Origin of the sequence: Nocardioides sp. 1609 (genome assembly GCF_004522105.1) — a bacterium.
Classification (GTDB): domain Bacteria; phylum Actinomycetota; class Actinomycetes; order Propionibacteriales; family Nocardioidaceae; genus Nocardioides.
Map to the genome: position 1 here is coordinate 15185 of NZ_SPUJ01000006.1, position 25682 is coordinate 40866.

The 25682-nt window shown below is 73.7% G+C and carries 18 protein-coding genes; 8 read left to right on the top strand and 10 right to left on the bottom strand.

Annotated features, from left to right (window positions below):
• Nucleotides 1-74: 74 nt before the first annotated feature.
• The 8 genes from E4623_RS22730 to E4623_RS17030 form a co-directional block, all read right to left on the bottom strand.
• Nucleotides 75-1364 (bottom strand): M50 family metallopeptidase, encoded by a 1290-nt coding sequence (locus E4623_RS22730; RefSeq protein WP_167736710.1) that lies wholly within the window; start codon nt 1362-1364, stop codon nt 75-77.
• Complete coding sequence (locus tag E4623_RS17000) at nt 1361-2422, bottom strand: lantibiotic dehydratase C-terminal domain-containing protein (protein WP_134767771.1); 1062 nt, start codon at nt 2420-2422, stop codon at nt 1361-1363. The genes E4623_RS22730 and E4623_RS17000 overlap by 4 nt, the downstream gene beginning before the upstream one ends.
• Nucleotides 2419-5232 carry a lantibiotic dehydratase gene (locus tag E4623_RS17005; RefSeq protein ID WP_134767772.1) on the bottom strand — a complete coding sequence of 938 codons (2814 nt, stop codon included), beginning with the start codon at nt 5230-5232 and terminating at the stop codon, nt 2419-2421. The genes E4623_RS17000 and E4623_RS17005 overlap by 4 nt, the downstream gene beginning before the upstream one ends.
• Nucleotides 5232-6836, bottom strand: a complete 1605-nt coding sequence (locus E4623_RS17010; RefSeq protein ID WP_134767773.1) for a SagB family peptide dehydrogenase — start codon at nt 6834-6836, stop codon at nt 5232-5234. Before E4623_RS17010 ends, E4623_RS17005 begins: the two co-directional genes overlap by 1 nt.
• Nucleotides 6837-6872: 36 nt before the next feature.
• Nucleotides 6873-8801 carry a TOMM precursor leader peptide-binding protein gene (locus E4623_RS17015; protein WP_134767774.1) on the bottom strand — a complete coding sequence of 643 codons (1929 nt, stop codon included), beginning with the start codon at nt 8799-8801 and terminating at the stop codon, nt 6873-6875.
• Nucleotides 8798-10873, bottom strand: coding sequence for a hypothetical protein (locus tag E4623_RS17020; protein ID WP_134767775.1), 2076 nt, complete (start codon nt 10871-10873; stop codon nt 8798-8800). Before E4623_RS17020 ends, E4623_RS17015 begins: the two co-directional genes overlap by 4 nt.
• On the bottom strand, nt 10870-12933 hold the full coding sequence (locus E4623_RS17025) for a BTAD domain-containing putative transcriptional regulator (RefSeq protein ID WP_134767776.1): 2064 nt from the start codon (nt 12931-12933) through the stop codon (nt 10870-10872). The genes E4623_RS17020 and E4623_RS17025 overlap by 4 nt, the downstream gene beginning before the upstream one ends.
• 132 nt (nt 12934-13065) lie before the next feature.
• Nucleotides 13066-14184, bottom strand: a complete 1119-nt coding sequence (locus E4623_RS17030) for a response regulator transcription factor (protein ID WP_134767777.1) — start codon at nt 14182-14184, stop codon at nt 13066-13068.
• A gap of 211 nt (nt 14185-14395) precedes the next feature.
• Between E4623_RS17030 and E4623_RS17035 the strand changes: the two genes are divergently transcribed.
• A complete protein-coding gene (locus tag E4623_RS17035) occupies nt 14396-14587 on the top strand; it encodes a hypothetical protein (RefSeq protein WP_134767778.1) in 192 nt (63 codons plus the stop codon).
• 238 nt (nt 14588-14825) lie between these two features.
• A complete protein-coding gene (locus E4623_RS17040; RefSeq protein ID WP_134767779.1) occupies nt 14826-16892 on the top strand; it encodes a SpoIIE family protein phosphatase in 2067 nt (688 codons plus the stop codon).
• Between the two features lie 295 nt (nt 16893-17187).
• On the opposite strand, the gene E4623_RS17045 is transcribed toward E4623_RS17040, so the two are convergent.
• The gene (locus E4623_RS17045; RefSeq protein WP_134767780.1) at nt 17188-17652 is read right to left on the bottom strand and encodes a hypothetical protein; all 465 of its coding nucleotides are present in this window, start codon (nt 17650-17652) and stop codon (nt 17188-17190) included.
• A 174-nt stretch (nt 17653-17826) separates the two neighbouring features.
• On the opposite strand from E4623_RS17045, the gene E4623_RS17050 reads away from it, so the two are divergent.
• Complete coding sequence (locus E4623_RS17050; RefSeq protein WP_134767781.1) at nt 17827-18192, top strand: hypothetical protein; 366 nt, start codon at nt 17827-17829, stop codon at nt 18190-18192.
• A gap of 16 nt (nt 18193-18208) precedes the next feature.
• Here E4623_RS17050 and E4623_RS17055 read toward each other — a convergent pair whose 3' ends face one another.
• Entirely contained in the window at nt 18209-19663 is a 1455-nt protein-coding gene (locus tag E4623_RS17055; protein ID WP_134767782.1) for an MFS transporter, read from the bottom strand.
• Nucleotides 19664-19963: 300 nt separating this feature from the next.
• Between E4623_RS17055 and E4623_RS17060 the strand changes: the two genes are divergently transcribed.
• The 5 genes from E4623_RS17060 to E4623_RS17080 are packed head-to-tail and all read left to right on the top strand — an operon-like array spanning nt 19964 to nt 25625.
• A complete protein-coding gene (locus E4623_RS17060) occupies nt 19964-21268 on the top strand; it encodes an ABC transporter substrate-binding protein (RefSeq protein WP_134767783.1) in 1305 nt (434 codons plus the stop codon).
• On the top strand, nt 21265-22314 hold the full coding sequence (locus E4623_RS17065) for a sugar ABC transporter permease (RefSeq protein ID WP_209020734.1): 1050 nt from the start codon (nt 21265-21267) through the stop codon (nt 22312-22314). Before E4623_RS17060 ends, E4623_RS17065 begins: the two co-directional genes overlap by 4 nt.
• Nucleotides 22311-23135 carry a carbohydrate ABC transporter permease gene (locus E4623_RS17070; protein ID WP_245155142.1) on the top strand — a complete coding sequence of 275 codons (825 nt, stop codon included), beginning with the start codon at nt 22311-22313 and terminating at the stop codon, nt 23133-23135. The genes E4623_RS17065 and E4623_RS17070 overlap by 4 nt, the downstream gene beginning before the upstream one ends.
• Nucleotides 23132-24580, top strand: coding sequence for a beta-glucosidase (locus E4623_RS17075; protein ID WP_134767784.1), 1449 nt, complete (start codon nt 23132-23134; stop codon nt 24578-24580). The genes E4623_RS17070 and E4623_RS17075 overlap by 4 nt, the downstream gene beginning before the upstream one ends.
• Before the next feature lies 1 nt (nt 24581).
• Nucleotides 24582-25625 carry a LacI family DNA-binding transcriptional regulator gene (locus E4623_RS17080; RefSeq protein ID WP_245155143.1) on the top strand — a complete coding sequence of 348 codons (1044 nt, stop codon included), beginning with the start codon at nt 24582-24584 and terminating at the stop codon, nt 25623-25625.
• Nucleotides 25626-25682: the final 57 nt, after the last annotated feature.

The window sequence follows — 25682 nt, forward strand, 5'->3', positions numbered from 1 at the left end:
CGTGGGCTCCTTCTGTCGGGCGGGCTGTCGGGCAGGCTGTCGGGCGGGCCGGGGGTCCGGTGCCGCGGCGGGGTTCACGTCCGGCTCCGCTGGGTGGTCGCGAGGCCGGCGACGACCAGGACGGCGAGGGCGAGGGGGCCGGCCCACTGCCAGGGGCCGGCGGCGTCCGGGATCAGGGAGGCCGCCACCCACACCGCGAGGGCGGCGCAGGCCAGGACGATCAGCGGCGAGGCGAGGGCGTAGGCGGCGTAGAGCCGGCGCAGGCCCCGCGGGTAGCGGGCCACCGCGAGCCGCTGGTCGGTGGCGCGGCGGCCGCCGAGGCGGGCGCTGACGGCGAGCGTCGCGTACCCCTGGCTGGCGGCGGTGAGACCGAGGGTGCCGGTGGCGTGGGTGAGCAGCACGTAGCCGTCCAGCGGCGCCAGCGGCACCAGGTTGACGAGGGCCAGGACGGTGCCGAGCACCAGCACCGCGGCGAGGAACGGGCGGACGGCGGCGTCCGGCGACGTGGCCCACCAGGCGATCGCGAACGGCACCAGCACCGCGAGGTTGACCACGCAGCCGACGCCGGCCGTGGCGAGCCGGGCCCGTCGTCCGGGCAGGTAGCGGTAGTCCTCGACGCGGCAGAACGGGATCAGCAGCGGGAGGCGCCAGCTGATGCCGAGCTCGCGGACGGTGCCGCCGTGCGCCCGGGCCACCAGGCCGTGCCCGAGCTCGTGCAGCGCGCCGCTCACCCAGAGCACCGCCACCGTGGCCACGACCAGCCCGGGCCGGGTGACGGCGTCGCCGAGCCCGTCGAGCAGGGCCGGCAGGTCGGCGGCGAGCACGCCGAGCATCGTGGCCAGGCCGGCGAGGACCGCCAGGACGGCGGGACCGGTGGGCAGGTGGCGCAGCGGGGACAGGACCCCGAGCAGTCGTGCGGTGACCGCCTGGCCGTCGCGGACGACGGCGACCTCGCCCTTGAGCACCGACCCGCTCCACCGGCGTCCCGACCGGGTCGAGGTGGTGGTGGCGGTGGTCTCCGGGAGCGGCTCGGCGCCGGGGAGGACGAGCATCCCCCGGGCGTGGGCGAGCCCGAGCAGCTGCTGCCAGCCGGTCGCGTCGATCGTCTGGCCGAGCTCGCTCTCGTACTCGCGGCCGATCCGGGCCAGGGTGCTGCTCCCGTCGAGCCGGGTGAGCAGGAAGTGCTCACGCAGGCCGATCTCGTGGGTCCGGTCGGTCACCGGGTCGCGCACCAGCCGCACCGCGCGCGGGCCGTGCCACACCCGGTCGCTGACCTGGAGGTCGGCGCGGAGCACCGGCCGGGCGTCGAGGAACGCCGGGGCGGCGCTGTCGACGTCGGCGCGACGGTCGGCGAGGCTGGTCATGTCGGCGTGCCGTCGGTGAGCACCCGACCCAGCAGGTAGGCGAGGTAGGCCTCGTCGCGGATCGTCACGTGCAGGCGGTTGTTGGTCATGTGCAGGTACGGCGACAGCAGGATCACCAGCGCCTCGCCGGGCTCCGTGACGACCGTCGTCCGGGTCCGGTCCCAGGACCCGAAGGTCAGGCGTCCCGCGCGGGCCAGCTCGGCGACCCGCCCGCGCAGCTCGCGGCAGTGCGCGGCCCAGCCGGCCAGGTGCGGCGGCAGCTCGTCGAGGGCGTCGCGCTGCACCGCGGAGCGCACCCGGTCGAACAGCCCGCCCATCCGCTCGACGTTGTCGGCGAAGCCGGTGGCGTACTCCTCGTCGGCGATGAAGTCGGTGCCGGCGAAGTGCGACTGCCAGAAGTCGTGGTAGCGCCGCAGGAAGGTGGCCAGCTCGTCACGGTCGTCGAGGAACGACGCCGCCATCACCATCATCAGCTGCGCCGAGGTGCCCAGCAGGACCGAGCGCAGGTGCAGGTTGTTGGTGCGCAGCAGCTCGATCGTCAGGTCGGAGGAGTGCTGGAAGTGCCACTCGGCCAGCTCGACGCCGGCCGGACCGCCGTACTTGCCGTTCTCGGGCTCGTAGGGCAGGTAGGCGAGGTCGTTGTTGGGACGCAGGTTCATCGTCCCGTCCTCGGCCAGGTAGGCCTGCTTCTCGTCCTCGCTGAACTCCATCGAGAACAGCTGCTGGTACAGGTCGCCCAGGAAGCCGGTGTCGACGTCGTAGAGGGCCGGACGGCGGGCGAGGTACTCCCGCACCCGCCGCTCGGCGAGCTCCTTGACCAGCTCGGTGTCCGCGGCGCGACGCGGCTTGAGCCGCATCCGCACGTGCGGCCCCTCGAGCCAGTAGTTGATGAAGAAGTAGCCGTCGAGCAGGTCGCGCTCGGTGAGCTCGGCGAAGACGTCGCGGATGCACCGGGTGAGCAGGGGCTGCGGGTTGGCGGCGTAGTAGACGTGCATGGCCAGCCACTCCCCCGGCTGGTCGTCGGTGTCCCGGGTCGGCTCGGCGGTGAGGGTGGTCATGACGTGGTCCTCTCGGGCTGGGCGTGCTTCTCGGACGTGGGGCGGGGCTGGTGCTCGATGGCGAGCTCGACGACGTGGCGTCCGTCGGCGGAGCGGCCCGGTGCTGCGTCGAGGTCGGGCAGCATCTCGGTGAACAGGACGAGTGCCTCCTGCTCCAGGACGCCCTCGAGCGCCTGCAGCGACAGGACGCTGCCGAAGTCGACGTACATCGGCTTCGAGCTGCCCGCCCCGCGGAAGCCGGAGGCCACCTGGGTCTTGACGAAGACCTGGCGCGGCATCCGGTGCGTCGCGCGCCAGCGCTGCCAGGTGAGCAGCCGGGTGGCGTCGTCGGTCGGGGCCGCGACGTGCGCGCCGACCGGGAGGTCGGCGGCACCGACGGCCCAGCAGCGGCGGCGCAGGACGACGTTGCCGCAGCTCACGCGCGGCCGGTAGCCGACGCCGTCGTCGACGGGTGCGGCGGGCAGCCCGCCCCACGGGTCGAACTGGCTCATCGACGTCTGGGCGAACAGCAGCATCGAGCGCGGGATCTCGGGCAGCGCCAGCGGGATCAGGTAGCCGAGGTAGGTCGGCACCACCTCGACGTCGAGGCGCCGCGAGCGCAGCGCCACCCGGCCCTCGTCGGGCAGGTGCACCGCGTAGAGGTCGTCGAGGTGGATCTGCTGCTCGGTCGGGACCGAGCTCTGCTCGCCGGGGCACACGATCTCGTGGTCGGTGAGCCGGTCGTGCAGGTTGAGGTTGCTGGTGACCGGTCCCCCGGTGATCTCGGCGTGCACGACGCCGTCGGCGGCGGCGTCCCGGGCGCGCTCCCGCAGCCCGGTGGTCAGGTCGGCGGTGCCGTCGGTGCCGTCGAAGGCGTAGGCGAAGCGGCTGAACGGGAAGTGCAGCCCGCCGTACCCCTGGTTGAGCACGACCCGCGGCGACCCGCCCGGCTGGGGCACGAGCTGCACGAGGTGGCTGCGGGGCTCGTCCCCGAAGGGCAGCCGCCCGGTGTGCTCGGCCACGGTGGCGACCACCTCGGGGGTGATCACGACCTCCTCGGCGAGCTCCTGACCCGTGTAGGCGTCGCGGAGCGCCTCGGTGAGGGCGACCCGTGCGGTGTCGAGACGGTCGACGTCCTCGGAGCGCAGCCAGTTGATCTCCGGCTGGTAGCTGCCGTCGTCGCCGTAGGCCTTCCGCTGCCCGGACATGGTCTGGTACTGCTCGAAGAAGTCCTCGGAGAAGTCGTGCAGCAGCTCCAGGAGGTCCTCCGCGCGCCCACCGACACCGAACCGGGCCACGAAGTAGGCCTGGAAGGTCAGGCGCTGCGCGAGGGTGACGTCCCAGGCGCGCAGCAACGGGTCGACGGCACGCAGGGGCTCCAGGACGTCGCGGTCCCAGCTCTCCTCGTCGAGGACGATCGGGTCGGGCCCGGCGACGCAGTCCTCGTAGACGAGGGTCTGCGGCACGGCGTCCGGGGAGTCGTCGCCGAGGGTGGCGAAGACCTCGGCGATTATCGCGCGCACCTCGGACAGCACGACGGCGCGGCCGGCGACGTCGGCCTCGGCGTAGTCGGCGAGGCGGGCCCGCACGTCGTCGAGGCGGTCGCCGATCGCGACGGCCCAGGCCACCGGGTCCGCGGTGCCGCCGGGGCCGAGCGTCACGAGGGTGCGGAGCACCTCGGCGAGCGCGGCGACCGGGTCGGCGGCGTGCACCGGCACCTGGAGGCCGGGCACCTCGACGAGGCCGAGGCGCAGCAGCGCGGCGAGGTAGGACTCGCTGGCCTCGAGGTCGGCGTCGTGCCGCACGGCGAGCCAGGCGGCGACGGTGGCGAACGTCGGGGCCGGGTCGGCACCGCCGAGCAGGTCGAGGAGCTCGTCGAGCGCCTCGCCGTTGCGCAGGAAGAACAGCTTGTCGGTGACGGCGTCGAAGGTGACGGCCTGCTGCTCCTCGCCGCCCTCGATCCAGCGCCGCACGTAGCGGATCCGGTCGTCGTCGTGGACCCAGCCGGCCGTGGCGGCCACCGGGAGGTCGGCGCGCTTGTCGGCGTCGTCGAGGACCAGCCGGCAGATGCGGTTCAGGACGGCCACGTTGAGCCGCACGCGCGAGCGGGTCGCGGAGTCGATCGGGTAGCCGTCGGTCCCGGCGCCGTCGGCGCCGAACGTGGCGACCTGCACCGGGGTGAAGGTGCCGAACGGGCTCGGCTTGACCACCGTGCGACCGACGTAGGACAGCACGGAGCGCTCGAGCTTGCGGCGCTTCTTGTCGACCTTCTCCGGCGGCATCCGCAGGAACCCGCCGAGCTGGTTCGACAGCGGGGGCGACGCCACGAGGACGCCGGCACGGAGCTCGGGCCGATCGGCCAGCTGCTGCAGCGCGACCCGGCTGGCGGCGACGTCGGCGTCGACGATGCCGGGGCCGGCGGCGACCCGCGCCACGAGGGCGCGCTCGGCCAGGTGCCACTGCTCGAGGAGGCGGCCGGTGCCGGCGTGCAGCCCGGCGACGAGCGCGATGTCGGCGGCCGGGTCGGCGAGGGGCTGGCCGCGGAAGACGCGGCGGCGCAGGTTGACCAGGAAGCGACGCTGCTCCTGGTCGGCGTTGTCACCCACGAGCGGGTGCAGGGCGTCGCTGAGGCCGGTGGCCAGGGCGGAGACCGACATCTCGAGGGCCAGCACGGACGTCGCCCAGGCCGTGGCGACCTCGTCGCGCAGGGCGTGGAGGACGTCGACGGGCAGGCCGCCGATGCGGGCCAGGGCCATCGGCGCCAGGCCGGGGCGCAGGGTGCGTCGGAGCAGCGCGCGGGTGGCGACGTCGGCGTCGTAGGTCGCGGTCATCACGCACCCGCCTCGACGTGCGCCGGGACGAGCGAGGAGCCGAAGTCGCCCTCGGCACCGCGCTCGCGGCCCACGGCCATCACGAGCAGCGGCTTCTCGCCCGACTCCTCCAGGCCCAGGAGCTCGATGAAGGAGATGTTGTCGAACCCGAGGGCCACGCCGCAGCCGGTGTCGAGCGCGGCGGCCGCGGTGTAGGTGGCCTGCGAGACCGCGCCGATGGTGGCGTTGACGAGGCGGTAGCCCCGCGAGCCGACGGCGTCGAGCACGGCGTGGGTGCGCACGGTCGGCACGATCACGGCGCCGGCCTGCTCCATGTTGTAGTTCGACAGGAAGTAGTTGTCCTGCAGGAAGCGACCCTGGGGGCCGGCCACGACCGGCTCGAGCGCGTGCTCGGCCGGGTGGTAGCGGTAGGCGCCGGGGGCGACGCCGTCGACGTGGTTGACGAACGCGTAGAGCGTCGTGATGCCCCGGGACCCCTCGCTCGTCGGGGTCGCCTCGCTGGCGACCGCACCGGCCTGGCCGGCGGCCAGCAGCGCGCCGAGGTCCTCGGCGGGCATCGGGTCGCCCTGGAAGCGCCCGAAGCTGCTGCGGCGCTCGCGCAGGGCCGCCCGGACGTCGGCGGGCATCGGCCGCGGTGGTGGCAGCGCGACCAGCGACCCGTCGTCCGGGGCCGGGAAGGTGGGCCGCGCCGCGTCCAGCGACGCCGGCGTCGGGACGTCGAGGCACCCGGCCTGGGTCTCGGCCTGCATCGTCTCGACCGCCTCGAACCCGAAGCTGACCCGGGACTTCTCGTGGTCACGCACCGCGACCCGCGCGCCGGTGGGGGCGGCGGTGGTGACGGCACCGGGACCGCCGAGCGGCACCACGGCGTGGATGCCCTCGAGCGTCGGCTCGACGCCGAGCAGGTGGGCCAGGGCGGGCTCGTCGAACCACAGGTGCGGCTCGACCGCCGCTCCCCGCGCCCGGCTCCACAGCCGCCAGGTGCCGAGCACGGTGCCGACGTCCATGGTCACGGCGTGGAAGCTGAAGCTGTTGTACTTGAAGGCGTTCTGCCAGTACTTGATGCCGAGCACGAGGAAGGTGTCGGTGTCGTCGCAACGCCCGCCCAGCGCGGCGCGGACGTCGCCGCTGACGTCGCCGACGAGCAGGCGCTGCAGGGCGTGGTGCGAGGGCGAGTAGTGGTAGATGCCGGGCACCAGGTCGGAGGAGGGACCGGCGACCAGGTAGATGGCGACGGGGTAGAGGCCGCCACCGGAGGCCGTGCCGCGCGACCAGTTGGCGTCGACGTACCAGGGCAGGCCGCCGAGGTCGGTGTTGGCCTGGATCCCGAGCCGGCGACCCGAGAGCCCGTAGGAGTCCTGGAGCAGCGCGCCGAGGGTGTCGAGGTCGTGACCGAGGCGGTGGGTCTCCTCGCCGTGCAGGCCGGCGTCGACGCTCGCGTCGGCCGGGTAGGGCGCCGTGCCCAGCGGGAGCCGGTCGGCGTCGGGGTAGAACTTCTGCTTGCGCGGCTTGTCGGTCCAGTTCGGGACGAAGTCGACGGGATCCATGAAGACCCGTCCACGGTGCAGGATCTGCTCGGTGTAGTCGTGCGCGAAGGTCGTCATCGCGTTCTCCTGGGGTGTCGGCAGGTGGTGCGGGGGTCAGGGCAGGGGGTGGGGCGCCGGGGTGAGCTCCTCGGGCGTCAGGTCGCGGTCGTCGAGGCCGGCCCGGTGGCGGGCGGTGAGCATCCGGGGCTGCGAGCGCGCCCGCTGGCGCGACCAGCCGAAGTCGAGCGGCAGCAGCCCGGGCACCAGCACGCTCACCGTGTGCAGGCCCAGGGCCCGCTGCTCGGGCATCGTCTGGTCGACGACCAGCACGTCGAAGCCGGCGTCGGTGACCAGGTCCAGGACCGTGCCAAGGTCCGCCCGCAGGTCGAGCGAGGGGCGCGGCCGCGGCCGGTCGACCTCGAAGCGCTGGTGGACGGTGCTGGTCGGCTGCTCGGCGAGCAGGAAGTCGGAGTACCCCCGCATCTCCGGGATGCCGTGCAGCAGCGGGTGGTCGTGCAAGGACTGGACGTGGGCGAAGTCGTCGACCATGGCCCGCAGGCGCGGCTCGTGGTTGGTGCAGCGGAGCTGGCTGTTGGGGGCGTCGGTGGCGATCTCGCACAGCGCGCCCTCGATCGCGACCTCCGGGTCGAGCGAGGCGCCGGCGCCGAAGCACAGCCGGCCCATGCCGCCGTCGACCCGCTCGGCGACGCCGATGACCACGGGCACCGGGAAGGTGACCCGGGCATCGAAGAAGCGGGCGCGGTAGCCGTGCAGCGCGAGCCGCTCGACGGTGGCGCGGGTGGACAGGTTGGCGCTGCTCGAGACGTCGATCTCCGGGAGCGGGCGTCCGCCGTACCAGCCGAGCAGGAAGGCGTCGCGCTCGAGGACCTCGAGGAGCCCGAACCAGATCGCCTCGACCTGGCTGGCCCCCGTCGCGCAGCCGCTGGAGCTCTCCTGCACGAACCGGTTCTCCTGGCCGGGGATGTGGTAGTAGGCCTGCACCTCGGGCACGAGGACCGGACGGTCGTCGCGCAGCGAGTGGGCCCAGACCCAGCGGATCGGCCGGTCGGGGTCGAAGCGGTGGATCCAGGGGTGCTCGGCGTGGAAGGCGTCGTCGTAGAGCCCGCAGGTGCGCGGGTCCAGCGCTCCCGCGCCGTCGGCGCCCGCCAGCTCGTGGTAGCTGGCCGTGACCGCGGTCGTGACGCCGCGGGGGCGCATCCCGGCGGCCCGCTCGAGTCCCTCCAGGACGCCGATCCGGGCGCTGACGTCGAAGCGGTCGTCGTGCCCGCCCCAGAACGTCTCCCGCAGGTACTCGGCGGACCGGACCATGAGGCAGCCGACCGTGGCCGACGTCGTCGTCGAGGTGACGTCGCGGACGATGCCGGGCCCCAGGGCGCCGCACACCGGGTTGGCGTAGGCGTCGAGGTCGAGGTCGTAGTCGAAGATCGAGCGGCCGCGGTAGCTGTCGGGCGCCGTCTTCGGCGACGCCGCGAGCTCGGGCTGCCACGGCGCGTCCTCGGGCAGCGCGCCGCAGGTCTGGCACTCGGGGTCGGCGACGACGGCGTGCCGGGCGACGTGGAGCCGCTCGAGGTCGACGTCGTGGACCTCGGCGTGCAGCGCGCCGGCCCGCGGCCCGACCAGGGCAGCGAGCGACGCCACGGTGAGGTCGGCGAACGGGTTCGCCCACGGCTCGTCGACGCCGTGGCGGGCGCCGTGGCCGAGCTCGAGCGCGGTGCGCAGCGTCTCGGGGCGCACCGCCTGCCAGCGGCGGCCCAGGCAGGTGGGGCAGGCCGTGCCGGAACCGGAGGGGATCGGACCGACGAGCGCCTGGCGGTCGTGCACCAGGACCGGCGGACCGGCGGCGTCCTCGAGGTCCGGGGCGACCCGGAACGCGTCGTCGAGGCCGAGCCACGCCGTCCTCGGCCGGGCACCGGCACCGACGGCACCGACGGCGGCGACGGCGGTGGCGAGCCCGGGCAGCGGCCGGGCCCGACGCTGCTCGTCGGGCGGCGCCACGCCCGGTCGTGCCGGAGTGATGGTCATCGGTCCGCGCCGTCCTCGACCAGCGTGACCGCGACGGTCTCGACCCCGGCCGGCGCGAGCGCGGCGGTGGTCGTGCGGACCGCGACGGGCGACAGCCCGGAGACCGCCAGCCGGGTGACCGACTCGTCCCAGGTGCCCGCGGTCGGCCGGGTCCCGGCGTCGTCGCGCACCTGGAGGGTCCACGGGTCCAGGGCCGGCACGACCGGCTCGACCACGCTCCACGACGCGGGCTCGGCGTCGTTCCCGAGGCCGGCGGCGTCCGTGCGGGCCTGGACGGTGCCGACCACGGCCACGACGGCGTCGCGGACGGCGGTGGGGAGGTCGAGCGCCGCGGCCACCGCGTGGACGTCGCGGTGGTTGGGCGAGCGGACGAGGGCGACCCGGGCCGCCCCGGCGGGCGCGGCGACCTCGAGCACCTCGAGCTCGACGCCGAGCAGCTCGGCCGAGCGCAGCAGGAAGGTGACCTCCGCGCCGCGGCGGGTGCCCGGGACGGCGTCCTGGGTCAGGCAGGCGTCGAGGTCGACGCGGTGCACCGGGGCACCGCGCAGGGCGTCGACGACCGCACGGTGGGCCACGGCCCGGGCCAGGGCACGCACGGTGGCCGCACCGACGGTGCCGCCGGCGGCGTGGCCCGTGTGCTCGCCGGTCTCGGGGGCCGCCACGGCGACCGCGTCGGCGAGCGAGCGCCCGCGGGTGGGCCGGGTGTGGGCGGTGGCCGCGTGCCGGACGGCGACCCGGTCGAGCACCCGCAGCCGCGCGGCGGCCACGTGGTCGATGTCGGCGACGACGACGGTCTCGGTCCGGTCACGGCCGGTCGAGAGGGTCGCGCTGCTGAGCTTGAGCGGCGTCTGGGTCCAGGCGTCGTCGGTGAACTCCGGGACCAGCCCGGTGTGCTGCTGCACGAGCCGCGAGCGCTGGTTGAGGGCGACGGCGACCGGGTCCTCGTCGGCTGCCCCCTCGTGGGCGTGGGCGTCGTACGCCGGGTCGAGGAGGGTCCAGTCGAGGGTGTCGTCGTGGTCGAGCGGCCGCGTCGTCGGCAGTGCCGGGTCGGGCAGCAGGCCCTCGGCGACGACGTCGAGCGAGTCGAGGTCCTGGATGATGACGCCCCCCCGGGTCTCGGCCGGCAGACAGCCGGTGACGGCCCGGAAGACCTCGTAGGCGAGGTGGTTGCCGATCATCGCGGCCATCGGGCCCTCCGGCCCGACGGGCGAGCCGAGGGCGGGCTGCGCGACCTGCTCCCAGACCGCCGCCTCGTCGGCCTGGCGGCCGCGGCCGAGGGCGCGGACGGCGCCGGCCCACGTGGTCTGGTTGCCGGGCTCGATGATCGGGCCGATCACCGAGCGGCGACCGATGACCCAGGCCGGCAGCACGACCACGCCGGACGGTGCGGCCCCGGCCTCGGCCTCGGCCTCGAGGCGGTGGGCCTGGGCGACCGCTCCGGTGCCGGCGACCACGACGACGTCGACGTCGCCCAGGTCGGCCCAGCCGCGCGGCCCCGTGCCGGCGTCGAGGGGCTGCACGAGGGTGGTGACCCCCGCGGCCGCGAGCTCGGCGACGGTCGCCTCGACCTCGGTGTCGCCCGCGACGTCCGCCACGAGCGTGCTCGCGCCGTTGCGGACCAGGCTCCGGACGCACCAGGTGGCGACGTCACCGCTGCCGAGCACCGCCACGCGGGCCGAGCGGAACCGCTCGAAGCGGCGCGACGCGTCGTCGACGTAGTGGTCGATGTAGTTGAGCTGGGCGCCGAAGCGCTCGGTGACCGCGGCGTCGTCGAGCTCGAGGTCGCCGCCGGTGGCGGCCACGTCGCGGGCGAAGCCGCGCTCGAGCAGCGAGGACACCAGGGTCGCCATCATGGAGCGCTGGGCCTCGCCCAGCCCGCCGCCGAGCTCCGCGACGCTGGCCCGCCCGTCGAGGTGCGGGACCACGAGCGAGGCGAAGCGGTAGGCGCTGCCGGAGTTGAGGTGGAAGCCGCCCTTGGAGTTGTGGAAGAGCACCCCCTGCGGGGTCTCGGTGAAGAGGACGTCGCGCTGGAGTCGGGGGCGGGTGGGAGCGATCTGGTCGAACGTGGTCATCGGGCACCTTCCTGGGGCGGGTCGAGAGCGGGACAGGGACGGAGGACGGGGACGGTGCTCGGGCTGCGTGCCGGGGCCGGCGTCCGCAGGGCGAAGGCCCGCACCAACGGGTCGACCCGGAACGTCCCGGGCGCGAGCTCGTCGAGCCAGCCGCGGTTGACGAGGTCGTCGAGGTGCTGCTGGGGCGGGCCGAACCGGTCGCCGTCGAGGGCGTCGCCGGCCTCCGGCAGCGAGAACCCGCTGTCGTCGAGCCCGGAGAGCCGGGTCACGACGTCGGGCAGCGGCGGCTCCAGCCGCAGCATGGCCAGGTCGAAGTACGCGGCGAGCGACAGGTCGCCCGCGCCGCCCGAGAGCCGGGCCACCGGGTCCTCCCGGAGCCACTGCGCCGCCGCGGCCAGCCCCCAGGCCGGTCGGGTCTGGAGGGTGGCGGCGAAGACGCGCAGCGCGAGCGGGTTGCGCCAGCAGTGCGTGACGATGTCGTAGGCGGCCAGCATGTCCTCGGCGACGCTCGCGGGGCCGAGCAGCCGACCGAGCAGCGCCAGGGCGTCGGCCATCTGGAGCTCCTCCACGCGGTGGACCAGCGCGCCGTGGGTGCGGACGAGCCGCAACATCGGCGCCCCGGTGGTGATCAGCACCGAGCGGTGGGGGTAGGCGTCGGCGATGGCGGCGACGTCCTGCTCGCGGACGGCGTCGTCGAGGAGCAGCAGTCCGGGCGCGGCCGTGGCGACGTCGTGCGCGCCGTGCGCGCCCGGGCCGAGCTGGGCGGCGAGATCGGCCACCACGTCCTCCCGGTCGCGAGGCCGGTCGTCGTGGTCGCGCATCCGGACCATGGCCTGCACCGAACCGCCGGCGCCCTGCCCGGCCACGTGCTCGGCGACACGGGCCGCGGCGTGCAGGGCGAGCGAGGTCTTGCCGACGCCGGGCGACCCGACGAGCAGGCACAGCGAGCGGACGCCGTCCCGGCCGGTCAGCTGGTTCACCAGCCGGTCGAGCTCGTCCTCGCGGCCGACGAAGCCGGAGCTCCCGAGGAGCGACCTGGACATCGGCGCGGTGCCGTTCGAGGTGCCGTTCGAGGTGCCGTTCGAGGTGCCGTTCGAGGTGCCGTTCGAGCCGTTCGAGGTGCCGTTCGGGATGACCGGCTGCTCAGCGACCGGGACCGGACGCAGGAGGTGGACGGTGCCGCCGGCGGCGACCGGGCCGGTGGTGGCCGGGCTGTCGGTGTCGCCGGCTCCGGGCGTCGCGACGGGCAGCGCCGTGGCCGCCGGGGCGGGCGGCACGGTCGCTCCCGGGACCATCGGCTGGCCGGTGAGGATCGCCATCTCGGCCGCGGTCAGCTCGGGGGTCGGGTCGAGCCCGAGCTCGTCGGAGAGGTACTGCTTCATCCGGGTGCACTCGGCCAGGGCGTCCTCGCGGCGACCGGCACGGTAGAGCACCCCGACGAGCTGGAGCGCGAAGCGCTCGTGGCCCTCGTGGCTGCGGGTGAGCAGCTGGAGCTCGGCCAGCGCCTCCTGGTCGCGGCCGTCGCGGACGAGGAGGTCGACGATGCGCTCGAGCACCTGCAGCCGCTCCTCCTCCAGCAGCGGGACCACACCGCGGTGCAGGACGTCGGAGCCGACGTTGCACAGCAGCGAGCCCTGCCAGAGGTCGAGGGCGCCGCGGAGGGCCCGGACCTGCGGGTCGACGCCGTCGAGACGGGTCGAGCCGACGACGTGCTCGCGGAAGAGGAGGAGGTCGAGCTCCTCGACGCCGGCGCGGAGCCGGTAGCCACCGGAGACGGTCTGGATGAGGTCGTCGCCGAGGTTGTGGCGCACGAGCAGCTTGCGCAGCCGGGTGGTGCAGGTGCGCAGGGCCGAGCGGGCGTCGACGTCGGTCTCGTCGCCCCAGACGGCACGCAGCAGGAACTCGTTGGAGGTGACCTCGTTCGGCGAGGTGAGGAGGGTGGCGAGCATGCTCACCGGCTTGGACGCCGGCAGGGGCTGGTAGTTCTCCCCGTCCCACACGCTCACGGGTCCGAGCACCCGGAACGTCGGGTGGGGGGCCTGCAGGTGGTCGGGGTTCATGTCCTCGACACTGCGGCCCGGTCAGCACCCCGAACAAGGGAACCGGCGGGGGCACAACCGGACGTGGCACCTTCTGCACGGCGAGCTGCGGCGAGCTGCACGGCGAGCGGACAGGCCGCGTGCAGGGAGGGGTCAGCGGCGCTCGGTGGCCTCGACCCAGCCCCGGTCGCAGCAGATCACGCCGAGCTCGAAGCGGCTGTTGGAGCCGAGCTCCTGGCTGATCTGGGACACCAGCCGGCGCACCGAGCGCAGGGACATCCCGACGCGTCGGGCGATCGCCTCGTCCTTGTTGCCGCGGCCGAGGAACCGGATCACCTCGAGCTCGAGCTCGTTGGGCTCCCAGCGGTCGGGTCGGTCCTCGTCGTCGCCGAGCGGTCGACCCTCGCGCCACAGCGACTCGAAGGTGTCGCGCATCAGCCGGATGAGGCTGTGGTGGCGGACGATCGTGGCGCCGGCCCCGGGGTCGTCGGGGTCGGTGGGCATGATCGCCGCCGAGTCGTCGACCAGGATCATCCGGGTCGGCAGCGTGGCCGCGACCCGGACGTCGGCACCCAGCCCGACGAGCTCGGCGAGGTAGGCGGCGTACTCGCGGGAGCGACGTACGTGACCGGTGAGCACCAGCATCCTGGTCTGGACCCCGCGCTCGAGGAGCGTGGTGTCGCCCCGGCGTGCGGTCTCCATCGCCTCGGGGCTCGGCAGCATCGTCAGGACGGTGAGGACCTCGGTCGTGGCCTGCCCGAGGAGCTCGGAGATCCGGTCGGACACGTGGTCGCGGCCGGCGATCTGCTCGAGGCTGCTGCGCTGCCGGGTGTCGTGGTCGTCGACGAGCTCGATCAGCTGCTGGGTCGCCTGCCGGGTCTGGCTGAGTCGTTCCTGGGCCAGTCGCAGGGTGCGGTCACGCTCCTCGATCAGCCGGGTCAGCCCCACGCGGGGGCCGACCGGCCGCAGCGCGCCGTCGACCTCCTGCGACGGGACCAGCAGCCCCTTGGAGACGAGCGAGGCGATGGCCGGGGTGACGGCGTCCTCGCCGACCTGCAGGTGCTCGCGCAGCTGCCGGGGCGACCACTCGTCGGCGAGCAGGGTCTGCTGGTAGACCCGCAGCGCCACCGGGTCGAGACCGAGGGCGGCGAAGGACTCCACGTCGCGCTCGGTGAGCGGGGTGCGCTCGAGGCCGAGCGGGGACGGACCGGTCGTCGCGAGGACCGGCTCGTCGGAGGGACCGGTGCCCACGGCATCGGTGATCGCGACCATCTCTTCTCCTCCACCCGAGTTGAGCGCATCGTACAAGTCGTCGGTGACCCGAAGGGGTTGGCCGGACCGGCCGGTGCGCGCCGTCCCACCTGGTGGCGACTTGTGTCCTGACACCTTCTGCCCCCCGCTCGACCCGTGACCCAGGCATACCCCGCGGGACATGGTGGTAACGAAGCCAAGGACCGCACATCACGACGAAGGGACACCAACCATGCGCACCAAGATCATGTCGGGAATCGTTGGAGTCGTCGTCTGCGCCGGGGTCGCCGTGGGCTCGGGCGCACCTGCCTCCGCCGCCGACGCCGGCTCCGTGTCGGAGACGGCGGTCGTCGTCGTCGCCGTCGACGTCAAGCTGCCGGACGTCCGTCACGTGCCGCAGTCGCCCTGCATCGACTGCTGGTGACCTCCGCCCGGTCACCCGGCAGCGGGTGGCACGGGACACGTACACTCGGCGAGCGTTCATGCAACGATGCCCGGGCTGAAGCACCTCTGTTCGTCGGGCACACGACCTCGCCGACGTCTTCCTCGTCGCGGGGCCGCCCGTCCCGAGGAGTGGATCCACCATCACACCGTCGACCAGCAGCGCCGACCGGGCACTCGCCGCCGACCTGGAGAACTCCTTCGACGAGCTCGGCTACCTCGTGGGCAACGAGCCGTCCGCCGTCCTCCTGGTGGACCTGAGCACCCGCGACGTCGTGCACGCCAACCCGGTCGCCCGGCAGCTCGCACCCGGCCTCCCGCTCCCGAGCCCGCTCGACGCCTGGTCCGACACCGCCGGCCTGCGCGACCTCGACGGTGGCCTGCTCTCCGAGACCGACCACCCCCTGTCCCGCCTCGCACGCACCGAGCCGGTCAACGGCCAGGCGGTCTCGGCCCGGCGCGGCAGCGACATGGGTCAGCAGCGACAGCCGCTCTGGGTGGTCGCACTGCCCATGCTCGACTCGCCGCTGCTGAACTCCTACGCGCTGGTCGTGATGCTGCCGATCGGACGACGCGCGGACGTGCCGCAGGCCGCGAGCCTCGACCTGCACTCGCGTGCGGTGGTGGCGACCGGGCTGTCGTTCACGCTCGTCGACGCGACCGACCCCGACCTGCCCCTGGTGTGGGTGAACCCCGCCTTCACGGCCACGACCGGCTACACGCTGGAGGAGTCGGTCGGCCGCAACTGCCGGTTCCTCCAGGGCACGGGCACCGACCCGGCGCACGTCGACCGGATCCGCCAGGCCGTCCGCGCCGGCGAGGACGTCACGTGCACGGTGCTGAACTACCGCAAGGACGCGACGGCGTACTGGAACCAGGTGCACATCAGCCCGGTCCACGGCCCCGACGGCGCACTGACCCACTTCGTCGGCATCCTCTCCGACGTGACCGGGCGGATCGAGGCCGACCGCGCCCGGGACGCCGCGCTGCTCGCCGAGCGACGGGCCCGGGCGGCGTCCGAGGCCGCGGAGGAGCGGCTCCAGCTGCTGGTCGACGCCAGCAGCGGTCTCGTCGGTGCCGCGGACGTCGCCGACTCCCACCGCCGGCTGATCGACCTGCTCGTCCCGCGGGTCGCCGACTTCGCCCTGGTCCTCGGGCCGACCGGCACCGACGACCTCGGCGTCCTGGCCGCCCAGCACACCACCGAGGAGCTGGTCGGGGACCTCCGGGACGTCGCGGGTGGACTGGCCGCCGCGCTCGTCGCGGGGTCCCCCGTCGACGTCCTCGTGGGTGCGGACGGCGGGCGCCTGCTCACCGACCTCGACACCCCCGCGGGCAGCGACGCCCGCCGTGACTACATCGCCGACGAGCAGTACCTCGCCGCCAGCGCGGCGTTCCCGGTGCGCTCCGCCGTCCTCGTGCCGCTGCCGGGGAGGGGCCCCGCCACCGAGGTGCTCGTCCTGGGTCGGTCACCCGGTCGCCCGCAGTTCACCCGGGACGACGTCGAGGTCGCCGCCGACCTCGGGCGTCGCGTCGGGGTCCTGGTGGAGAACACCCGCCTCCACGAGCTCCAGCGCAGCAACTCCGAGGTGCTGCAGCGCAGCCTCCTCCCCGACCTGCCCACCATCCGCGGGATCCGGTCCGCGGCGCAGTACCACGCCGGCGCGGTCGGGTCGCAGGTCGGCGGCGACTTCTACGACCTCACCACCCTCGCGGACGGCACCGTCGCGCTGGCGGTCGGCGACGTGGTCGGGCACGACATCGTCGCGGCGGCCGCGATGGGCCAGCTCCGCGGGCTCCTGCGCGCCTGCGTGCACGATCCCGCCGCCACCCCGTCGAGCGTGATCGCGCGGGTCGAGCGGCTGCTCACCGACCTGCAGCTGCGCACGATCGCCTCGATGCTCCAGGCGTTCCTGACCCGGACGCCGGACGGCTGGGACCTCGTCTGGTCGTGCGCCGGGCACCCGCCGCTCGCCGTCCGCTACCCCGACGGCCGCGTGGAGCTGCTCGGCCAGACCGACGGCAACGACCCGCTGATCGGGGTCGGGCACCCCGATCGCCACGAGGAGTCCGCGACCCTGCCCGTCGGCACCCTCCTGCTCGGCTACACCGACGGACTCGTCGAGCGCCGCACCGAGTCCCTCGACCTCGGGCTGCAGCGGCTGCTGCACCACGTCCGGGTCGGCCCCGCCGACCCCGCCGGCCTCGTGGAGCACCTCGTGGAGCACCTTACGCGCGGCTCCGACCACGACGACGACATCGCCCTGGTCGCCGTCCGGCTGGACTAGCAGGTCGGATCCGGGGATCCGCGGCGTGACCGGCACCTGCCCGGATACGCTGGGACCGGCCGGCCCCTCGGGGACGGTCGTGCCCGCGCCCCGCGTCCGAAATCCCCCCCAGACGGGCGCGGGGTGTCGGGTCCCGCAGCCGCTGACCCGTCGCCGATAGGTGACGGGTCGGTCCCGTCGTCGCTGACCCGTCACCTATAGGTGACGGGTCGGCACCACCTGGGTCCCGTCGCCGCTGACCCGTCGCCGATAGGTGACGGGTCAGCGTCGCGCCGGACCCCGCGGAGAGGGAGGGTCAGCGGTTCGTTCGGGCCTCGTCGCTCGGTGCCAGCGTGACGACGTAGGAGTAGCCGGCGTCGAGAGTCGGGGTGGCGAGGGACGTGCCCTCGCCGGTCACGACCGTGAACTCCTCGACCAGGTCGTTCAGGTTGCTCCCGCCCGTCTCACCGGACGGCGCCAGCTGCTGGTCGCTCGACACCTCGACCTCGCCGTCACCGACCTCGGTGATCTCGAAGGTGATCCGGTCGCCGATGCTGTCGACCGTGGCGGTGGCCCCGACCTCGACCGGCAGCGTCGTGATCTCGGGCGTCGAATCGTGGTCCGAGTCCCAGCCGTTCCAGTCGGAGGCCTCGATCGTCAGGGTCTGTGCGGGGACGGGCGGGCCGTCCCGGCGTCCCTCACCTCCGTCGTCCGCGCACCCGGTCAGCGCGAGCGAGCCCAGGACGACGGCGACGAGCAGGCCGGGCGTGGTGGTCCTCATGCCTGCTCCGACGTCGGCGCGCGGCCCCCGGTTCCCCGCACCCGCGGTCAGCCGGCGAGCACGTCGCCGCTGCGAGGTCCCAGGAGCGTCCTCGTCGTCTCGGGACCGGCCTGACCGCCGAGCTGAGTACGAAGGCTCTCCGCGACGCCGACGACCGGGCCTAGCGTCCTCGGCATGCACCCGCACGCCGCTCCCCCGTACGCCGTCCCGCACACCCGCCCGCCCCGGCGGCAGGGAGATCTCTCCGTCTCGGTCGCCGCGCTGGCCGTGGCCGCGGGCATCGGGTTCCTGCTCGGCGCCTTCGGCCTGATGTCGCTGGCCTTCGTCGACGGGTGCACGCCGCCCGACTGCGACGCCGACGCGTTCACCAGGGCCATCAACCTCACCCTGGTGGGCGCGTCGGTGGTCGGCATCGGCGGCACGGTCACCACGGTCGTGCGACTGGCCCGGCGCTCGGTGGCCTGGCCGTTCGCGGTGGCGACGCTGGTGCTGGTGCTGGCGACGTACGCCGTCGGCGGCGTGTTCTGGTACCGGAGCTGAGGCTCCCCGATCCGGGTCAGGCCGGCTCCACCACCGAGCGGGAGTCGCTCAGCGTGAGCGCACCGCCCGCGGCGACCAGGCCGACGACGACCGCCAGCACGGCGTAGGTGATCCGCTCGCCGGAGAGGAAGGAGTCCACCAGCGCGCTGCTCCAGGCACCGGCAGGGAGCTGCGTGGTGACCAGGACGGCGATCAGGGTGCCGACCACGGCGGTGCCGATGCTGGTGCCGACCTCCTGGGCGGTGTCGTTGAGCGCGGTGCCGATCGAGGTGCGGTTGGCCGGCACCGCCTCGACGAGCGCGACGGCGCAGATCGTCATGACGGTGCGCAGCCCGACGGTCAGCAGCACCAGGCAGACCGCGATGGCGGCGTACCCGTGCTCGACGCCCCAGGAGAGTCCGGCCAGCGAGCCGGCGAGGAAACCGGCGCCGACCAGGCACGCGACGCGGTGGCCGAGCCGCCTGGCGAGCCACTCCGACACGGGGGTCGCGGCGACCATCGTCACGATGAGCGGCAGGTTCGCCAGGCCGGCCCGCACCGGGCTCCAGCCGTAGGCGTACTGGAAGTGCAGGATCAGCCCGAACATCACGCTGGCCATCGCGATCGACGTCCCGACCTGGGCGATCGCGGCGCCGCGGACGGTGCGGTCGGCGAAGAGGCCGAGGTCGAGCATCGGGGCCGCCGTCCGCCGCTCGTGCCGCACGAACGCGACCGCGGCCAGCACCGCGCCGACGACCGAGGCGACGGTGACCACCGACGACCAGCCGTGCTCGACCCCGCTGGTGAGCGCGTAGCAGGCCAGGCCGATGGCGGCGACGCTCAGCACCGCGCCGGGCGCGTCCAGGGCGTCGTCGGTGAGGTCCTCGGGACGGTCGGCCGGCACCCCGAGCCGGACGCCGACGAAGGCGACCACCGCGATCGGGGCGTTGACGACGAGCAGCCACTCCCAGCGCACGTGGGCCAGCGCGGTGCCGCCGAGCAGCGGACCGAGGATGAACCCGGACATGCCCACGACGATCATCAGCGTCATCGCGCGCATCCGCAGCGCCTGGTCGTCGAAGAGCCGGAAGACCAGCGAGCTGGTGATCGGCGCCATCGCGGCGGCCGCGAGGCCGAGCGCCGCCCGCAGCGCGATCAGCTCGCCGGCGGTGCTGACGAGGACCACGACCGCGCTGGTCGCGCCGAACGCGACGAGCCCGACGAGCAGCACGCGCCGTCGTCCGAGCCGGTCGGCCATCGATCCGGCCGTGAGGAGCAGCCCGCCGAAGGTCAGCGAGTAGGCGCCGGTGACCCACTGCAGCGCGGTGGTGCCGCTGCCGAGGTCGCGCCCGATGGTGGGCAGCGCGATGGTCAGCAGCGTGTTGTCGACCATCTCGACGAAGAAGGCGAGGCACAGCGCGGCCAGCGGGACCCACGCGGCACGCAGGGAGGAGTAGGTGCGCGGCGGGGCGGGCGGGGTGAGGGTCGTCATCGGAGGCTCCTGTCGTACGGCGCCCGAGTGCCGGACGCAGCAGGGACGCTAGGGACCGGCGCCTTCACCTCGGCTTCACCGCGCCTTCACGGCCGCAACCCCCTCCGCCCGGCCTGAAACTCCTCGGGTGGTGGGAGCGCTTCCACACTTACGACGACCGCCTGCCGCGCACACGAGACCGCGCCGACTCGAATCCATACTGTGACCGTTGACACATCGGCGAGCGCCGTGTCAAAGTTCAGCCACCCGAATGGAAGCGCTCCCACTCCACCTCAGACCGCACCTCGTAGGAGACCAGACGTGATCAAGAAGACCTCTCGCGGCATCAGCCGCCCCGGCCTGGGTGTCGCCGCGACGCTCGCGCTCGCGATGACCCTCGCCGCCTGCGGCGGCTCCGGCGGCGACCCGGGCGAGTCGGCCGAGCAGGACACGCTGGCCACCGGCGAGACCCTCACCATCACGACCTTCGGTGAGTTCGGCTACGACGCCCTCATCGAGGAGTGGAACGCCGAGCACCCCGACGTCCAGGTCGAGCAGACCAAGGTCTCGCTCTGGGACGACTGGAAGAACGAGCTGAACACCAACCTCCAGGCCAACGCCGGGCTCCCCGACATCGTCGCCATCGAGGGCGACTTCATGCCGGCCATCGTCGCCGCCCCCGACCGGTGGGTCGACCTGTCCGACGAGGACGTCGAGGGACGGTGGCTGGAGTTCAAGCAGGAGGCCGCGACCGCCGCCGACGGCCAGATGCTCGGCTACCCGACCGACGCCGGCCCCGAGGCGTTCTGCTACCGCGCCGACCTGTTCGAGGAGGCCGGCCTGCCGAGCGATCGCGAGGAGGTGGCGAAGCTGATGACCACCTGGGACGACTACTACGCCCTCGGCGAGCAGTTCACCGCCGCCTCCGACGCCGCCTGGTACGACTCCTCCGGCTCGATCGCCCAGGCCATGCTCAACCAGGTGCCCAACCCGTTCGAGCGCGAGGACGGCACCGTCGACGTCGAGAACGAGGGGCTGCAGGAGGTGTGGGCCACGGTCACCGCCAACGCCGAGACCCTCTCGACCCGCAACAAGCAGTGGAACCCCGACTGGGAGGCGGCGTTCAAGAAGGACGGGTTCGCCACCATCCCCTGCCCCGGCTGGATGCGCAGCAACATCCGCGACAACCAGGGCAAGCTCCAGGACGGCGTGGTGTGGGACATCGCCGACGTCTTCCCCGGTGGCGGCGGCAACTGGGGCGGGTCGTTCCTGGCGGTGCCCAAGACCTCGACCCACCAGGGCCCGGCCCAGGAGTTCCTCGAGTGGCTGACCGCGCCGGAGCAGCAGCTGCGGGTCTTCGCCGAGCTCGGCAACTTCCCCTCGCAGGTCGAGGCGCTGGAGAGCCCGGAGCTGCAGGGCACCACCGACCCGTACTTCAACGACGCCCCGGTCGGTGAGATCTACATCAACCGCGCCGAGGCCATCGACGTCCAGCCGTTCCAGGGACCGCTCTACTCCGACATCCTCGGCAAGTTCCAGGCCGCGGTCGACCGGGTCGACGAGGGCTCCGCGACACCCGACGAGTCGTGGAAGACCTTCCTCGCCGACGTCGACTCCCTGCAGTGACCGCGCCGGCTGAGGCCGGCACGGCGGCCCAGCCCGGCAACCGTCCCGCGTCCCGGCGCCCCGCCGGGTCGCGGAGCGGTGAGGACCCCGGCGACGGGGGGCGCGGGGGCCGGCGCGGCGAACGCCGGCTCCTGCGCCGCGAACGACGTGCCCGCTGGGACGTCAAGCTCGCGCCGTACGTCTTCGTGTCGCCGTTCTTCCTCGTCTTCGCCGTGGTCGGCATGTTCCCCCTCGCCTACACCGGCTACCTCTCGCTCTACGACTGGGACCGGCTGGCCTACGCCCGCGGCGAGTTCATCGGTCTCGACAACTTCCGCTGGGTCCTCGACGACCCGCTCTTCACCAAGTCGCTGGTCAACACCCTCAGCATCTTCGCGATGTCGTCGATCCCGCAGGTGGTCATCGCGGTGACCGTCGCCGCGCTGCTCGACCAGCAGCTGCGCGGCAGCACGTTCTGGCGGATCAGCGTGCTGCTCCCGTTCGTCGTCGCGCCCACCGCGGCGGTGCTGATCTTCGGCACCCTCTTCTCGGACCGTTCCGGCCTCGTCAACGAGCTGCTCAACAGCGTCGGCCTCGAGCCGATCCGGTGGCACGTCGAGCGCTGGTGGAGCCACGCGGCCATCTCCAGCATGGTCAACTGGCGCTGGACGGGCTACAACGCGCTGATCTTCCTGGCCGCGATGCAGGCCGTGCCGCGCGAGGTCTACGAGTCGGCGTCGCTCGACGGTGCCGGCCGCGTGCGCCAGCTCTTCCACATCACGCTGCCGATGATCCGGCCCACGGTCATCTTCGTCATCGTCACCACGACCATCGGCGGGCTGCAGATCTTCACCGAGCCGAGGCTCTTCGACGACACCGCGCAGCGTGAGGGCGGAGCCGACCACCAGTACATGACCATGACGCTCTACGTCTACGTCAAGGGCATCGAGGACCAGTTCTACGGCCGGGCGTCGGCCGCCGCCTGGCTCCTCTTCCTGTTCATCATCACCATCGTGCTCGCCAACTACGCGGCGACGCGGTGGCTCACCCGACGGAGAGCGCTGTGAACCGACGTCCCGGAGCCCTCGTCTACGGACTGCTCGCCGCCTTCGTGGTCGGCTCGGCCCTGCCCCTCTACTGGTCGTTCATGATCGGCTCCCACACGCGGGAGCGCGCCCTGGACACCCCGCCTCCGCTGCTGCCCGGCGGCCACTTCCTCGACAACGCCGGCCGGGTCCTCAACACCATCGACTTCTGGCAGGCGATGCTCAACAGCCTGATCGTCTCGACGGTGTGCGCGACGTCGGTGGTGTTCTTCTCCACCCTCGCCGGCTACAGCTTCGCCAAGCTCCGCTTCCGGGGCAGCAGCCCGCTGATGGGGTTCGTCGTGATGACGATGGCGGTGCCCACGCAACTGGCGATCGTGCCGCTGTTCATCCTGATGCGCGACTACCGGCTGCTCGACACCCTCGCCGCGGTCGCCCTGCCGACCCTGGTCACCGCCTTCGGGGTGTTCTTCATGCGCCAGTACCTCGTCGACGCCGTGCCCGACGAGCTCATCGAGGCCGCCCGGATGGACGGCTGCTCGATGATCCGCACCTTCTGGACCGTCGCGGTGCCCGCCGCCCGGCCCGCCATGGCCATCCTGTTCCTCTTCACCTTCATGCAGGTCTGGACCGACTACATGTGGCCGCTCGTGGCCCTGCAGAAGACCGAGACCCTGCAGATCGCCCTCGACCGCCTCGCGCTGACCGGGCAGGGCCAGTCGACCGACTACGCCCTGCTGCTGGCCGGTACGGCGATGGCCACCGTTCCCCTCCTCGTCCTGTTCGTCCTGACCGGTCGCCAGCTGGTGACCGGCATCATGCAAGGAGCCCTCAAGGGATGACCGAGCTCGACACACCACCCGCCCACCTCCTCCCGGTCGAGTTCCCGCCCGGGTTCGGGTGGGGCGCCGCGACCGCGGCGTACCAGATCGAGGGCGCGGTGGCCGAGGACGGCCGGACGCCGTCCATCTGGGACACCTACTCCCGCCGGCCCGGCGCGGTGATCGGCGGCGACACCGGCGACGTCGCCTGCGACCACTACCACCGCTACCCCGAGGACGTGGCGCTCGTGCGCGACCTCGGGCTCGGGTCCTACCGGTTCTCCGTCGCCTGGCCGCGGGTGCGCCCCGACGGCGGCGCGGTCAACCAGGCCGGCCTGGACTTCTACCGCCGGCTGGTCGACGAGCTGCTCGGCGCCGGCATCACGCCCTGGCTGACGCTCTACCACTGGGACCTGCCGCAGGCGCTCGAGGACGCCGGGGGGTGGACCCACCGCGACACCGCGCACCGCTTCGTCGACTACGCGCGCACCGTGCACGACGCGCTGGGCGACCGGGTGCCGACGATCACCACGATGAACGAGCCGTGGTGCTCGGCGTTCCTGGGCCACACCTCGGGCCGCCACGCCCCCGGACGACGGGAGGGCGCGGCCGGCCTGGTCGCCGCGCACCACCTGATGCTGGCCCACGGCCTCGCGGTCCAGGCCCTGCGCGCCGACGGCGCGACGGCCGACCTCGGCATCACGCTCAACCTCACCGTCGCCGACCCGCACGACCCGACCGACCCGGTCGACCACGACGCCGCCCGTCGCGTCGACGGCCTGTTCAACCGGGTCTTCCTCGACCCGCTGCTCAAGGGCGCCTACCCCGACGACGTCCTGGCCGACACCGCGGCGATGGACTTCGGCGGGCGCCCGTGGACCGACGTCGTGCACGACGGCGACCTGGCCGCCGTGAGCAGCCGGCTCGACGTCCTGGGCGTCAACTACTACAACGGCGGCGCCTACTCCGGGCACCCGCACCCGGCACCCGACGACGGCGGCGTCCGGCACCCCGACCTGCTCAGCGGGACGCCGTTCCCCGGCGGCGACGACATCACCGAGCCCGGCCGCGGCCTGCCTCGCACCGGCATCGGCTGGGAGGTGCAGCCCGAGGGGTTCACCCGGCTGCTCGTGCGGCTCGACGCCGACTACGACCTGCCGCCGGTCTGGATCACCGAGAACGGCGCCGCCTACCCCGACGAGGTCGTCGACGGACGGGTCGAGGACCACGAGCGCCGCGACTACGTCGAGGCGCACCTGCGCGCCCTGCACGCCGCGATGGAGGCCGGCGTCGACGTGCGCGGCTACTTCGCGTGGTCGCTGCTCGACAACTTCGAGTGGTCCTACGGCTACGGCCAGCGCTTCGGCATCGTCCACGTCGACTACGACACCCAGGTGCGCACCCCCAAGAGCAGCGCCGACTGGTACGCCCGCGTCGCGGCGTCCGGCCGGATCGAGGGGCACTAGCGTGACCCGCGTGATGGACGACGACAGCGTGCGGTCGGAGTCCCTGCCGACGCTCGACGAGGTGGCCCGGGTCGCCGGCGTCTCCCGGGCGACGGCGTCCCGGGCGATCAACGGCGGCGACAAGGTGAGCCAGAAGTCCCGCGACGCCGTCGAGGCCGCCGTCCTGGCGCTCGGCTACGCCCCGAACCCCGCGGCGCGCAGCCTGGTGACGCGGCGCACCGACTCGGTGGCGCTCGTCGTGCCCGAGCCGGACGACCGGGTCTTCTCCGACCCGTTCTTCGCGCGCACGCTGCGCGGCGTCAGCCGGGTGCTCGGCGCCCGCGACCTCCAGCTGGTGCTGCTGCTCACCGGGCCCGGCAAGGAGGAGCAGCGGATGCTGCGCTACCTGCGCAACCGGCACATCGACGGCGCCATCGTGGTCTCCCACCACCGCGAGGACCACCTCAGCGACCACCTCGCCGCGATGGGACTGCCGTGCGTGTTCGTCGGCCGGCCCTGGACCAGCGCCGACAAGGTCGCCTACGTCGACACCGACAACATCGCGGGCGGCAACGCCGCGACCGAGGCCCTCGTCCAGCGGGGGTGCCGCCGGATCGGCACGATCGCCGGCCCGCCCGACATGACCGCCGGCGTCGACCGGCTCCTCGGCTGGCGGATGGCGATGCTCCAGGCACGGCTGTCCGACGACGCGGTGGTGCACGGCGACTTCACCGAGGCCGGGGGCGAGGCGGCGGCGGAGCAGCTGCTCCGCGAGCACCCCGACCTCGACGGGCTCGCGGTCGCCTCCGACCTGATGGCCCTCGGCGCGCTGCGGGCCCTGGCCCGGGCGGGGCGCCGGGTCCCCGACGACGTCGCGGTCGTGGGCTACGACGACCTGGGGGTCGCTGAGCGGACGTCGCCGCCGTTGACGACCGTGCACGCCCCGGTCGGCGACATGGCCGACCAGGCCGCCCGCCTGCTGCTCGAGCAGCTCGACGACGGCAGCCGTCCGCGCGCGATGCGCATCGTCTTCCCGCCGTCCCTGGTCCGGCGCGCCAGCGCCTGACCTGCCCCACCCCACCCTCACCACCACGCGTCGCCGGCAGCCCTGCCGGCGAAGGGA